This window comes from Lacicoccus alkaliphilus DSM 16010 (assembly GCF_900142805.1).
Lineage (GTDB): Bacteria > Bacillota > Bacilli > Staphylococcales > Salinicoccaceae > Lacicoccus > Lacicoccus alkaliphilus.
The window spans coordinates 65,050-78,928 of the sequence record NZ_FRCF01000007.1 but is presented as its reverse complement, the minus strand read 5'-3'; the positions used below and the strand labels follow the sequence as shown (position 1 = coordinate 78,928).

General features: G+C 45.6%; 8 protein-coding genes. 1 reads left to right on the top strand and 7 read right to left on the bottom strand.

The genetic code is table 11. The annotated features are described in order from the left end of the window. Positions 1-78: 78 nt before the first annotated feature. Entirely contained in the window at positions 79-1,464 is a 1,386-nt protein-coding gene (locus BUA12_RS08860) for a sugar-transfer associated ATP-grasp domain-containing protein (protein WP_072710242.1), read from the bottom strand. Between the two features lie 332 nt (positions 1,465-1,796). On the opposite strand from BUA12_RS08860, the gene BUA12_RS08855 reads away from it, so the two are divergent. After that, positions 1,797-3,479 (top strand): YyaL domain-containing protein, encoded by a 1,683-nt coding sequence (locus tag BUA12_RS08855; protein WP_072710241.1) that lies wholly within the window; start codon positions 1,797-1,799, stop codon positions 3,477-3,479. 60 nt (positions 3,480-3,539) lie between these two features. On the opposite strand, the gene BUA12_RS08850 is transcribed toward BUA12_RS08855, so the two are convergent. The 6 genes from BUA12_RS08850 to BUA12_RS08825 form a co-directional block, all read right to left on the bottom strand. Further along, entirely contained in the window at positions 3,540-5,195 is a 1,656-nt protein-coding gene (locus BUA12_RS08850) for an ATP-binding protein (RefSeq protein ID WP_072710240.1), read from the bottom strand. 179 nt (positions 5,196-5,374) lie between these two features. After that, positions 5,375-6,805, bottom strand: coding sequence for an acylphosphatase (locus BUA12_RS08845; protein WP_072710239.1), 1,431 nt, complete (start codon positions 6,803-6,805; stop codon positions 5,375-5,377). 121 nt (positions 6,806-6,926) lie between these two features. Then, positions 6,927-8,294 carry an ATP-grasp fold amidoligase family protein gene (locus tag BUA12_RS08840; protein ID WP_072710238.1) on the bottom strand — a complete coding sequence of 456 codons (1,368 nt, stop codon included), beginning with the start codon at positions 8,292-8,294 and terminating at the stop codon, positions 6,927-6,929. Positions 8,295-8,324: 30 nt separating this feature from the next. Then, complete coding sequence (locus BUA12_RS08835; RefSeq protein WP_072710237.1) at positions 8,325-10,355, bottom strand: glycosyltransferase family 2 protein; 2,031 nt, start codon at positions 10,353-10,355, stop codon at positions 8,325-8,327. Next, on the bottom strand, positions 10,352-12,187 hold the full coding sequence (locus tag BUA12_RS08830) for a glycosyltransferase family 2 protein (protein ID WP_072710236.1): 1,836 nt from the start codon (positions 12,185-12,187) through the stop codon (positions 10,352-10,354). Before BUA12_RS08830 ends, BUA12_RS08835 begins: the two co-directional genes overlap by 4 nt. Before the next feature lie 20 nt (positions 12,188-12,207). Continuing rightward, positions 12,208-13,869, bottom strand: a complete 1,662-nt coding sequence (locus tag BUA12_RS08825) for an ABC transporter ATP-binding protein (protein WP_072710235.1) — start codon at positions 13,867-13,869, stop codon at positions 12,208-12,210. Positions 13,870-13,879 lie beyond the last annotated feature (10 nt).

Here is a 13,879-nt window from a genome sequence, read left to right as displayed (position 1 = left end):
GAATCTTACTCCCATTATTCGTTGAAATATAAATATCATTTAATCAATATATTAATAAAGCCTTATTGAATGGTTACATCATTTTTTTCTTAATAACGAACTTATCTTACGTAATGGCATAGTCATACGCCAACTGCTGCTTTTCATTATATTGCTGTACTCTTTCTTATATCTATCTCTTTCTTTCATCAATCGATCATTCTCACCTTGAAGTTGCTTTAGTTCATTTTTATAACTTGACCCCTTATCTGAAAAACCCTTGGAGGGTTCTGATAGTTCGTTCTTACTATGTCTTTGACTCGTCTTTCTTTTGGATTTCTTGCTGCTTCCTTTCTTACTTATATTAGTCGATAAAGATTTTCTTCGAGGGGAATTTTTATCATTTCTCTCCTGATAAACATGTTCAAGTACTTCTTCCGTAAGGTCTCCAAATAGGGGTTTTTGTGAAGCTAACTGATAAAGCCATGTAGCCCCGCTGAAATTCGCTTCAAGAAATATAGGCAAACCATCGACCCCTACTACTATATCCCAGGATACTAGATCATGATGCAGAATGTTTTTATGTTGATCTATAACAAATTGCTTAAAATCCTCAAAATTCGGGACAGAGTCCAAATCTTTAAATGGGAAACCAGTTGTGGGATGTTCTGAATAAACATTGCAATCTTCATCAATTGCCTTATCCATGAATTTGCCTTCATCTGTCACACCTAGGCAAAGCCCTCCTGTTCCCGCATTATCCTGCACCCCATTATTTGAGCCGAATCTGGCGAATGTCAACAGGTATCTTATTTCATTCTTCCACCTGAAGGTGACCATCCTTAATGTATTTACAGATGAAGGGTGAGGCGACGCCATAGTGGGATGTTGTTTAATAACTTTTTGAACAGCAAAATCCCCACCATATATCTCTTCAAGCGTTTTAATCTTCAATTTTTCTCCACTCAAGAGTAAGGTATCTTCCTTATATTGTAATTTGTTGACTCTTGCGCCATTATTAGTAGTACTCGGCTTTACGATGAAATCTTCTTTATACGATAGTAATGTTTCCTCTACATCTGCTTTGTCCAAACAATTATTATCAGTGTCAAAATATAAACCATGAACTCGCTTTAGTACTGTCACGACCGATCTTTCTGTCGGTATCAGTAAATCATATATGTTCTTATCTCTGTATGCATCTCTCATCCTCTGATCATTGAAAAAAGGAATGATTTCACTTCTGACCGTCGTATAAAAAGCGACTCTTGGATCTTTTTTTCCTGTAAGATTCATAAACGCTATGTGAAGTACAGGATCTAATTTATTATTATAACGCTGCATCCAATACTGCTTAGCTTCTTCCACAAAAGTTTCATCAACTTCATCCAATAAGCCTGCCTTTTTATATCTTTTAAATCGTGCTGCCTTTATATCTACTCCGAGCGATTTAAAATATTCATCATCTTTGATATGTTTATTCATCTACATCACCTTTAGGGTTTATTTACTTACTAACATTATCATGGCTAGTAAACTGAACTATATATACTGCTTTACCATTATTATTATACCCATTATACCGGAGGATAAGGGAATATATATTAAAATCAACCTTATCTGTGTAGCCCCTGAATATAGTGTAGCAGTGCCTATTATGATATAATTATTCTGGATTTATATCTAATATTACTACGAGTCATTTAACTCCGACAGCATTTTAAATATTGAATTGTATGGTTTGGGAATTTAATTTTCAATATGTCTGAGTTAATTAAAACAGTTTTACTTATGCAACTATTGGAGGATAAAGAGACATGGAAAATGTTATGAAAGATTTGTACAGAGCTATAACGACTGATAAAAGATTAAAGGCCAGCTCTATAAATTTCAATGAAGAAAAGTACAAAGTTAATGGGAAATTCACCGTTTTCCTTTCGTTTAATGAAAGTAATAGTAAAGCTTATGTAGTAAGAGGCCAAGCGGAGGCCTTTGTAGATGCCCTCAATGAAGCATTGGAGACTTATAGGTCAGAAAAGCCACTTGTATTTAAACCGGACCATCTTAAACTTGAGGTGGTCACCCGGATCATCCCATTTAAAAACAAGAAAAACTTCGACATTGAAAACGATACCTTGTTGTTTAACAAGGGAGTAGATGGACTGGCTTTCGATAGGGACCTGGATAAATCTTTCACCCCCCTCGAAATCACAGGATACAATATCGTTTCCGACAGAAAGATAGATGCCAAGAATATGAATAATGCTATAAAACAAAAATGGGATGATATATCATTTAATGAAATCGGCACGCCGATAAAGTTTAGAACAGAAACATTCTATACAAACGGAAAAGATTTTCATGAACTTACACGTGGTCATCGTATTTTTAAAAATATTGAAAAAGATGACATATTAGAAGCAATTCTTCTTACCAAGAACAATTATTTCAAGCATGTAGTTAATAAAAGAGGGAAATTCGTTTATACTTATGATCCAGCTGAGGATACTGCAGAGAAAAAATACAATATCCTGAGGCATGCCGGGACAATATTTTCAATGCTTCAAACTTATGAATTAACCCAGGACGAAGAAATTATGGAAGATATCAAAAAAGCTCTTGAATACCTTATAGATAAGGTCAAAGACCCAGTAGTGGATGAAAAAGGGAAGGTTGTAGTAGAAAGGGATGTCGTAAAAGTTGGAGGAAATGGCCTGGCAATAGTTGCTCTGGCAACTTATACAGAAATCACCCAAGATAAAAAATATCTTTCTCTTATGCAGGAGCTAGCTGTCTGGATTAAGGAAATGCAGGATGAGACTGGTAACTTCAAAGTTCATAAACAGATTTACAGTACTGGCGAAATAACCGACTTCGTTTCAGATTTTTATATAGGCGAAGCAATACTGGCCATGACTAAGCTATATGCTTTGGACAACAATGAAGAATGGTTGGATGTTGCTGAAAAAGCTGCCGACTACCTTATCCTGAACAAAAACGAGGGTGCTACAAAATCAACTATACACCATGATCATTGGCTTCTTTATGGATTGAAAGGATTGTACAGATTGCGTAAAAAAGATATCTATATCAGACACCTTTTAATGATGAGCGATTCCATCATAGATACGCAATATACTGAAAATAATATTGAAGATATGGAGTTTATCGGCGGGTATCCTCCTCAGGCGGGCACCTTACCAAAGTCAGTCCCTGTAGCCTGCCGCACAGAAGGTTTGAGTAATGCTTATGCCATTGCGAAGGAATTTGGCTATGAAGCAGAAGCTGAGAGAATGAAAAATGCAATCATCTTAGGTGTACAGTTCCAATTACAAATGCAATTGCGAGAAGAATCGACCATGCATTTTCAGAACAAGTCACTCTCACTAGGAGCATTTTATAACAAGTTTAAAGATATCACTCTGCGTAATGATTTTACTCAACATAATATCAGCGCATGTATAGCCTGCTATAAAATAATGGAGTCAAGTTCTCAGTAAAGCAAAAAGGTGAAAGCCATCAAGTGGCTTTCACCTTTTATTTTCAGCTCTAAGCTGAACTCATTTCTTCTTTAGAAAGGATTTTACCTTACGAACTGGACTTGTGACACGCCAACTTCTACTCCGCCTCATGTCATTATAACTCTTTTTGTACGTTTCGAGTTCCTTTTTCAGTTCCGCTATTTCTTGATCTTTTGATTCTTTATCACTTTCAACTTCATTATTTAAGGTTTCATATTTCTTTAGAAGTCTTTTATGAGCTTTTTCTATTTTGGGCATTTCATTATTTATAATTTCGAAGCTGATTGATGCAATACCTTCAAATTTTTCAAGTTCTGTGGAAGTTATTTTATTGACTTTAGACCTGCTCGTTGAGAAAGTGTTCAGGTATTGATCAAATTTATTAATTTGGTTTTTCTTGCCTATCAAATTAATTTCCAAACGCTTTGTCGACTGTACATCAATATGCCCCTTCAAGTTTAATTTGGCTGCTTGTTGTTGCAATTTAGCTCTGTAGACTGCCTTCAAGTTCACACCGTATACACTATATCTTTTTTGATATTGCTCACCTTTCGGATACATAGGGATAGTTATTTCATCTGCATAACCGTTCAGGAATGCCTCTTTAATCGGCTTATATTCAAATCTGAAATTATTACTGATTTTTTTTGATTCAGGAAAATAAAAATCAATTATATGCTTTGGTACATCAACAGATTTACCCTCAAATGGCAAGGTATGCATCTGGATTTCTCCCCTGGTATTTATCTCATTGACGATAGCTTCCTGCTTCTCTTCATTAACAATCATATCAACTGATCCGGAAGCCAGTCCAGGGAAAGAGTTAAGTGCGTCCACTGCATATTTTTTTAATTTAGGAGATGTTTCTTCAGTACATGCTACGCTTAAACGTTTACTTAAGTACGTCCCATGCTTTCTTACAAAAACCCTTTTACCATCTTCAGGTATATATTCCAAGTCCATATTTTTCTCTTTCAAGAACTCAATCATTGAATCATCAATTTTAATTGTTCTACTAGGCATACCTGGGCTGTTTTTGATCATCTTATTTGTTTTATGTACTAATTGTTCAAGATTGCTACTTCCGTCTCCTCTGACAAAGGAGGAATAGTTTTTTGATACTCCGATAACTTTATCTTTGATCACATAAAACCTGTAATCCACCCCATTTTCAAAATACTTCTCAATCATAACCTCGTTGTTTTTATTGTAATGTTCCCTCACTTGTATAAGAGATTCAATGAGGTGCTCTCTTGTGTTTATATTAGTTACGACCCCGTGTCCCGCCCCCATGTTAGGAGGCTTTACAACTAATGGATACCCTAGCGATTCACCGTATTCGCATATCTTTTCTATAGACGTTTCAGTAAAATCAAATTTTTTATTTTGAGGTACAGGAACTCCATTTCTCTCCATAACTTCATATGCATTGCTTTTATGTTCTGCATCATCAATAGCATCTTTATGAGATTTTGGCCCTCTGGCACAAAGAAAGTGATATTCATTTTCCCCGTCGGACAGTGAATATGTTATAGCTCTGGAGATAGCTGTTGCTCCCCTTTTATTATTATGGAATTTTAATTTTAAGCCTCTACGCCATCCTTCCAAAGCAACTAAGTATGAGGAAGTTGTAAAGCCGGTGACTCCTTTAGGCAACGAATTGACTAAATGTGGCATGTGATTTGGATTATTCATATATTACCTCTCTGTATTATTAAGTTATTATGTAAATCTCACCTGTCAGTATATTAACAAGATTAATACTATGCTGACTCAAAGTCGGAGAAAAATCAAATAATGTTATTTATTATTAAGTTATTGAATTATGCTCAATATAAAAATTAAAAATAACTTATTTCACTTCTTTTTAAAATTCATTTTCTTATCTCAAACCCAACCATAATTTCTTTTTCCCAGGCAAATTCCTTCACGGTTTCCACCCGGGCTCTCTGAGGTCCCTGGTAACAAACATCTTTAAATCCGTCGACAGTCTCTCTATCCAGTCCGCCGACAACCACCACGACTTTGCCATTCTTGAGGTTACGGGCATAGCCGTGCAGGCCATGCGCTATTGCCTGATTCTCAGCCCAGATCCTGTATCCGACTTTCTGGACTTTTCCTGAAATCACATATCTTTTAGCATATATTTCCCCTACAGGTGCATCGGTGATTTCGATTTTCTTCAGCTGGTTTGCCCTCAACTGTTTAAGTATTGTTCTGTAATCAAAAAATAACTGATCACTTGTTATTATACCTTTTGTTTCCGGGAAATAATAATCAATTATCTTTTCTGCAACGTTTTGAGGTCTGCCATATAGCGGAAAAGTATGAAGTGCCGTACTTCCTGTCGAATTGATCTCAATCACTACGCCCAAGTCATCATTCACGATCATATCCACTCCTGCATGATGCAGTCCGGGGATTGCCGCGACAGCATCGATGGCCGTTTTCCTCACCCCATTACTCAGAGCATCTGTGACGTCTATGGAATCTCCGCCGGCGGAGATGTTGCTTCCACCGTTCAGGAAGACTGTCCGGCCTTCTTCCATGACACTATCCAGACTCAGTGACTGGGCTGCAAGATATCCTTTCAACCTGTCATCCATCTTTATCAGACGGGTTGAGGTATGGGGGTTCAATTTACGCGCTTCATTCTTTTCATCAATCAGCTGCCTGATTGTATACACGCCGTCCCCTATCACATTGGCGGGAATCCTTTTCGTTGCAGCTGCCACTTCATCACCGACGACATACACCCGTACATCTTCTCCGTCAATATGTTCTTCCACCATGAAGTCCATGTAGTCATAAGTTGATTTAATGTATTGAAGGCTGCTTTCGAACATTGCATCCGACTGTATATCAGTCGTCACACCTTTACCGAGGCTTCCGAATGTCGGCTTTAGAACTACTGGCTTTTCCATCTTTGATAAGGAGTTCCTGACTTCCTCTTCCGGTGTGTCACTGGTGAAACTGAACCCTTGCGGCACAGCAACGCCCGCTTCTGCCAAATGCTTTTTTGCCGCTTCCTTGTCAGTGCCTGTATCGACCGCTTCATTCGATATGATGTCTCCACGGGTGCGGTAGAAGAAATGTTTCTTTGTCCCGGATTCAAGTGAGAACAGCTTACCGATTGGATCAAACCCTATCAGCTTCATGTCCGTTTCCCTGGTGGTATGTTCGTAGAAGGTCAGGGACAGCCCCCTTCTCCACCCCTCAAGGGCCACAAGGTATGCGTCTATATTGAATCTGCGCACGCCCCGGAGCATTTCTTTGGTCAACCAATCAGGATAAATTTCTGTCATATCGTCTTCCTCCAATAGCACCCAATTTATATCATCTTCATTATACAAAAAAACTATTTTAACTGCTGAATTGCCAATTAAAATAGTTTCACTTTCCACATCTCATTTCAACCGTTTCAATTCATGGGGTCTGCCCGGTCTCCAATCCCATATATGAATTGAACGGTCTTTGTTTGAGCAGATCTTTCAAAAGCCTGTCTTCCGCTTCAAGGTACATATCCCCCATCCACTGGTCGGTCTCCGTATCAAACTCGTCATAGTTGCCGGGCTTCGGCGTGAATTCACCAAACACGAGTCCGTCTCCGGACTTCAGGAAGTCGATCCTGATGAACGGCGCCGGGATTTCCTTGCTGATTTTTCTTGCCATTTCAATCTCTTCCGGAGTGACGCCTCTGCCTTTGAACGGGTCATTGTCATACTTGCCGGTATGCACCCGCTCACCGTCTGCAGTCCACCAGCAGTATTTCAGCTCGGGGTATCTTCTGATTTCGAGCACCAGGCCGACTTTTCCGTAGAAGCAGTAGAACTTGATGTCGCTGCCGGGGGTCCTGTTTTCTTCATCTTCCAGGATGAGTTCTTCCATCATCCATTCGTCTTCTGCGACCCAGCCGCTCTGGATATCCTCTTTCATGCTCGCTTTGAGGGCTTCCTGGCTGTCGAGCTGTCTTGCACGTTTCAAATCGATGATATTTTCAGCGTCGTGGATGAGATATACACCCCGCGCTCCCGCGCCATCTGCGGGCTTGACCACCGTTGATGTTTCAAGCGGCAAATCATCCGTTTTGTAGGTCTCATCGGAGGTCCACGGTCTTCTGATCTTCAGCCTGTCCATGAATGCATAGGCCGTCTGTTTATCATCCAGTAAGAACTCGGGCAGGTTTCCGGTCAGCTGGAATTGCCTCATCCTCATGTTCAAACTCGCCCTGAATGAAGCGGCTTGTTTCAACTGCAGTGTGTCCGTCATTGCTTCGCGCATCATGAACTCGGGGATGTCTTCGATCTTGAAGCCCGGTAGTAGTGACGTATATACGGTCTCCCTGTAAGCCTCCTGCTCATTCATGAATAATCTCCCGGCATAGGTCAGTGCCTGTATGTAGTTTTCATCATGCTGCCGCTTCTGCCTGACGGCCTCATCGATGAAACGCACGAGACTTGCGTCATCCCTCATCTCTCTGACGGCATTGTTGATCCTGATGCTGTTCATTGCACCATTGTCCAGTTTGGAAAGGCTGAGCGCTTCCTTGGTCTCCTGCAGCGCCTTTTTCACTGCGTCGAGTTCCGCTTTGAGCATGCGGATCTCCTGCTCACGGCTGTCGCCTCTGCCCAGTTTCTTGACCGGCCCTGCCGCTTTATACATGCTGCTCTCTTTGATCTGCCGGGTGCGTTTATCGGCAACGGCCTGCGCCTTTTCGGTTTTGTTGATTTCAGCCTCGGTCTGTATGAGTGCTTTGATCAGTTCATGTTTTTCTTTTTTCAGTTTATCAGCCATGGTACCCACCACCTCGTCTTTCAGAGCTTGTCAATAGATCCAGTCATCCAGCCTGGATGCATAGTCCGTCCAGTTTTCGGCGGACAGCCTGATATGGCCTGCGTTGATCGACTTGCGCACCGTATCATCCACTGGATGCCATTTTACCTCTTTACCCGCATATTCTGAAGCATTTCGGCTGCACTGCCTGAGTTTGTTGGAGTTTTCCGCCACTATGCCGCGCACCACTCTTGCTTTGACCCCAGGGACGTATGCCTGATGTTCCAAAAATACGCCGGAGTGTTTGATGAGCATTATCTCCGCATTGATATATTCACCGTATACAAGCATCTGCACCTGATCGCCGTCGATGATGTGCCGGATGCTTTCGTCGATTTTTTTTGGCATATTGAAATCATAATGGGCCATCTGGAGGAGCCCCGTCCGGAGGCCGCGTTCTTTATTGAGCCGGACCTCCTTGAGTGTATCCTGATGATGTTGAGGCCCCATCCTGAAATCTGCAATGATCACCACATCGAAATTCCTGTAGCCGCCCGGCTGCCTTTCCCTTTTGCTCCACATCGGTTCCGGTACGGGGTACTTCCGTACCGTCTGGTTGTAAGGGTAGTGCAGTTCCAGCTCATCGGCCTGCCTGTGGAAGCGGTTGTGCACTTCCGCATACTCTTTCCTGACGCCGGCGAGGAAACCTTTGTAACCGAAGGCGGAGCTGCCGGTGAGGGAGCCTGAAGACTGTCTGGGAAAGGACAGCGGGCCGGAATCCAGGTCCACGACCGCATCCTTGCCGAATACGGCTGTGATCCGCTTCTTATATTCACTGTCCGCGGCAAAACGCACAGTATCCCAGTAACCGATTTTTTCCAAAACCTGCGCTCTTCTGAACATCAATGATGACATGTTTGAGAAAATATAAGTGCCGGGGGTGCCTCTTCTATGGAGTTTCAATTCTTCGGTCAGTCTGGCATGTGCAGATGTGTTGGCCATCACGTGCGGATCGTCGATCAGGTGTTCTGCCTGTTTTTCGATCTTTTCAGGGTGGGACCAGTCGTCGGCGTCATTGATCGTGACGAATTCACCTGTTGCTTCCTTCAATGCAATGTTCCTTGCCACATACGGCCCGCTGTTTTCCGGTGTGGAGAGGAGTCTGATCCTTGAATCTGCCGCCGCATACTTTTTGACGACCTCTACGGTGTCATCCGGACTGCAGTCGTCCACGACGATGACCTCGATGTTCTGCCATGTCTGGTTCAAAATCGACTCGATCCCCGTGGCAATGCCTTCAGCTGCATTATAGGCGGGCATGATGACGGTGACTTTCGGACCTTCGGTCTGATGCGGTGCCACTGCCGTAAGGTCTTCATATGTACTGCCGTCGAATTGGATTGGGGTGATGCCGTAGACGGCCATGGCCCTGTTGATCCACTCTGCCCGCTTATCCAAATCATCTTCCAGATTCGCCATCGCAAGGTGAACATCCGGGTGCTCATGTGCCATCACCGTATCCAGCACCTTTACTGCAGAAGTTCTGCAGCCTGCGCGGTCTGCACATTCGGCCGCGATGATCGCGGCACGCCTTAAAAAGTCCGCATCTTTCACGCCTTCAACCGCTGACGCCAAGTAAGCGAAAGCCTGCCGGGCACCGTCAACGGTGTATGTATTGGCATGCCACAATGCCAATTCCCAGGCTGCCGCTTTTTTGAGGTTTCCTTTTCTGGTCGACGAATAAAGCGCTTCAAGATCCTTGAGCGCCCTGTCCGTGAAGCCTAGATCATATAAATGATAAGTGTACGGCTTCAATTTGTTCTGTGCATCCTTATGTCTGTAAGCGGGGCTGTAAAGCTGCCTGCGGTTCCGTCTGCCGAGCGCATAGGCGCCCGCAGCACGGGCATGGCCTTTCAGCTTCTGCGGCAGGCGTTTCGCATAGTTTATGAATTTTTCCGCATTGTCGAACTCCGCCTGTGCTGCGGCCAGGCGACTGAACGATTCCGCCCTGCCGGCTTCACTTCGTGCAAGTTCCGCCCTGAGGGCCTGCAGCTTTGCGGCGAGCTGTTCATTTTCAATCATTCCGATACACCCTCCGCTCTCACACCGAAGTATTCTTCCATCCGCTGCTGCAGCTCTGTACGCACTTTCGGCTCAAGCCGCATGAGGCCTTCAGCCGTGACGGCTTCCGCCCGGATTTCCGGACGGTACTTCTGCCATGTGGTGAGCAGGCCCGGAGCTTCGACGATGACAGCCTTCGCCCGGATCTTTTCACCATAGACGAGGGCCTGCACTTGTCCACCGTCAATCTTTTTTCGTATATCCTGTGAAATGCCGCCTGCCATGTCGAGATTGTACTCGTACAGCTGCACCAGACCGATCCGGCTGTATTGCCTCTTCAATCTGTTGAGCCGATATATATGTTCTGTGCTGTTCTGTCTGAAATCCCCCGCAATGACGACATCAAAATTCCTGTAACCATCCGTCTTTGCTTCACGTTCAGGCCACATCGGTTCAGGCACCGGGAACGGCCGCCTCACCTGAGGATAAGGATAATACAGATTTTGTGCCCTGTCATGGTGATGTTCGAGGCTTTCCACATATTCTTTCCTCACACCCATGAAGAAGCCGTCGTAGCCGAAGGCTGAACTCCCCGTCAGTGAAGATACGGACTGCCTCGGCAGCGACAGCGGTCCGGATTTCAGGTCGACATAACTCTTCTGACCGAATGCTTTGATCAGGCGGCGCTTAAATTCGCCGTCCGCGGCAAAGCGCACACTGTCCCAGTAGCCGATCTCGTCCAGCACTTCCTCTTTCCTGAACATGATTGAAGACATGTTCGGGAATATATATTTCCCCGGTGTGCCCCTGCGGTACACTTTCAGTTCTTCGGTCAGACGTGCGTGTTCCGACGTATTCGCAACCACTCCCGGGTTGGCGGTCAGATGCCTGACCTGCGTCTCGATCTTTTCCCTGTGGGACCAGTCATCCGCATCATTGATGGTGACGAATTCACCCGTCGCCTCCTTCAGGGCGATGTTCCTTGCGACATACGGCCCGCTGTTCACCGGTGTCGATAACAGCCTGACCCTGGCATCCCTCGACACGTACTCTTTGACCGTCTCCACCGTCGCATCGGGGCTGCAGTCGTCGACCACCAGCAGTTCAAGGTTCTGCCATGTCTGGCCGAGAATCGACTCGATGGCCACCCTGATGCCCTCTTCCGCCTTGAAGGCAGGCAGGATGACGGACACTTTGGGACCTTCCCTGACGGCACCCGCAGGAGGCAGGGTGACGAGATCATCATATGCTGCACGGCCAAAGCCGGCTTTGAAACCGATCGGCGCCAGGTCATACATCAGAAAAGCCTTATTGATGAGTGCCATCCGCGCCTCGATATCATCTTCAAGGTTTGCCATCGCGAGATGCAGATCGGGGTGCGGTGCCTTGTCCAGCTGATTCTGCAGCACTGCCACCGCATGCGCCCTGTGTGACATGCGGTCGAAGCACTCTGCGGTGACGATGGCGATCCGTCTTTGCTGATCGGCACTTTCCTCACCTTCTGCCGCAACCTGCAGATATTTCACGGCCGCCTTCGCACCTTCCAGATCGTTCCTGTTCGCATGCCAGAGGCTCAGTTCCCAGGAAATCAGCCGCCGCATCTCCATATTTTCGGTATGCGTGAGGAAATCTTGCAGATCCTTCAGGGCAGCGTCCTCAAAACCCAGATTATAAAGGTGGTGCTTCAGCGCTTTCAGCTTTCTCCTCTGCTGAAATTTCCTGCCGTTCAATAGCCGCATGACCCTCTCTTTGTGCTTCTTCGAAAGCACATCACCGATCCTCTTACGCTGCGTTTCATCCAACATCGAATAGACGATCCAGTCGACCGGCTTTGATATCATCTTCTTGAGCATTCAAGGCACCCCCTTTCAGATCATTCATGTGTCTTCGCTTCATTGTTCCTCTGCTGCTTTGCAGCCTGCTGATTACCGGCGTTCCGTTTCCGTCCGTTGCCCGATGCCGCACCTCTTCCCTCGCGGATCTGTTTTTTCTGTGCGGGCTGCTTCAGGAGGCCCTGGGCTTCCTTATACTTATACACCGCTTCTTCCGCAGTGCCGTCGTACATCACCCGCCCCTGCTCCATCCATATGCCGCGCGTACAGATCTTCTCTATGAACGCAAGGCTGTGCGAGACGATGATGACCACTTTTGCACGGCTCATCATCTCCTGGATGCGCTCGCTCGCCTTCTGCTGGAACGCAAGGTCGCCGGTGGAGAGTGCTTCATCCACGATGAATATGTCCGGCTGCAGATTCGCTGCGATGCTGAATCCGAGGCGGGCCTTCTGTCCGCTGGAGAAATCTTTCACCGGCTTTTTGACTTTGTCGCCGAGACCCGTGAACTCAACAATCTGATCGTACTTCTCATCGACGCGCCATTTCGGTATGCCAAGCAGCAGCGCATTCAGATAAATGTTGTCTTCACCGGTCAGGTGCGGGTTGAAGCCTGTCCCGTATCCGAGCAGTGCGGAAGTCTCACCATACAGTTCAAGCTCGCCCTCATCCGGCCGGAGTATTTTGGTCAGCGTCTTGCAGAGCGTGCTCTTGCCTGCGCCATTGTGGCCGATGATCCCGACGACCTCCCCTTCTCTGACTTCGAAGTTCACATCTTTCAGGGCCCAGAAGTCACCGGTCGTGAGCTTGTATTTGACACCGACGTCCTTCGCCCGGATGACGACATTGTCTGTCATCTCAGTTTCGGTCTTCCTCAGTTGGAGCTTGCCCTTCTTCCTCGGCGGCCGTTTCGGCACAGTCGCGCGGTAATTGGCGATGACCGTCTTCGGATCGCCGATTTCACGGACTTCACCGCCATCCAGCCACATCACCCGGTCACAGTTATTCTGCGCATATCCGAGACTGTGGGTGACCAGGATGACCATCTTCGCCTCCTTGACGAGCGATCGCATCTTTACAGCTGCTTTTTTGGAGAACTTGGCATCCCCGGTATTGAGCGCTTCATCCAGTATCAGTATTTCCGGATGCAGGTTGGCAGCGACACTGAAACCGAGCCTCGACTTCATGCCGCTCGAATAAAACTTCATCGGCTGCTCGAAGAAGTCGCCGAGATCGGAAAATTCCTTGATGTCATCGATATAGCGGTCGATTTCCTTTTTATCGATGCCGAGCATCATACCGTTGAGATACACATTCTCCCTCCCCGGCAGTTCGGGATTGAAGCCCATGCCGAACGAGAACAGTGCCGTGACCTTGCCTTTCACTTCCATGACACCATAGTCTTCCTGCAGGATGCCTGAAATGATCCTCGAAAGCGTCGATTTCCCGGCACCGTTCGAACCGATGATGCCGAGTATCTCCCCTTCATGACCTTCGAAAGTGATGTCCTTCAACGGCTGGACCAGCTTTCTTTCGGGAAGTTTCCACTCGCGGAAAAATTCCATGATCCTGGATTTGAAATCCGCGGCATGGTTCCCCGAAAAGAACGTCACCCCGACCGCTTTCGAGTCCACGATCGTATTCGGTCCATCTCCGCCCGTTCCTCCATCTTTCCTCAGCTTTGAATCTTCTTTTAAAGCCAATTCAAAAACC

Coding starts and splice junctions, on each gene's coding strand:
- BUA12_RS08830 (WP_072710236.1), bottom strand. CDS start 12,187: ATGCTCAAGAAGATGATATCAAAGCCGGTCGACTGGATCGTCTATTCG.
- BUA12_RS08855 (WP_072710241.1), top strand. CDS start 1,797: ATGGAAAATGTTATGAAAGATTTGTACAGAGCTATAACGACTGATAAA.
- BUA12_RS08850 (WP_072710240.1), bottom strand. CDS start 5,195: ATGAATAATCCAAATCACATGCCACATTTAGTCAATTCGTTGCCTAAA.
- BUA12_RS08860 (WP_072710242.1), bottom strand. CDS start 1,464: ATGAATAAACATATCAAAGATGATGAATATTTTAAATCGCTCGGAGTA.
- BUA12_RS08845 (WP_072710239.1), bottom strand. CDS start 6,805: ATGACAGAAATTTATCCTGATTGGTTGACCAAAGAAATGCTCCGGGGC.
- BUA12_RS08835 (WP_072710237.1), bottom strand. CDS start 10,355: ATGATTGAAAATGAACAGCTCGCCGCAAAGCTGCAGGCCCTCAGGGCG.
- BUA12_RS08840 (WP_072710238.1), bottom strand. CDS start 8,294: ATGGCTGATAAACTGAAAAAAGAAAAACATGAACTGATCAAAGCACTC.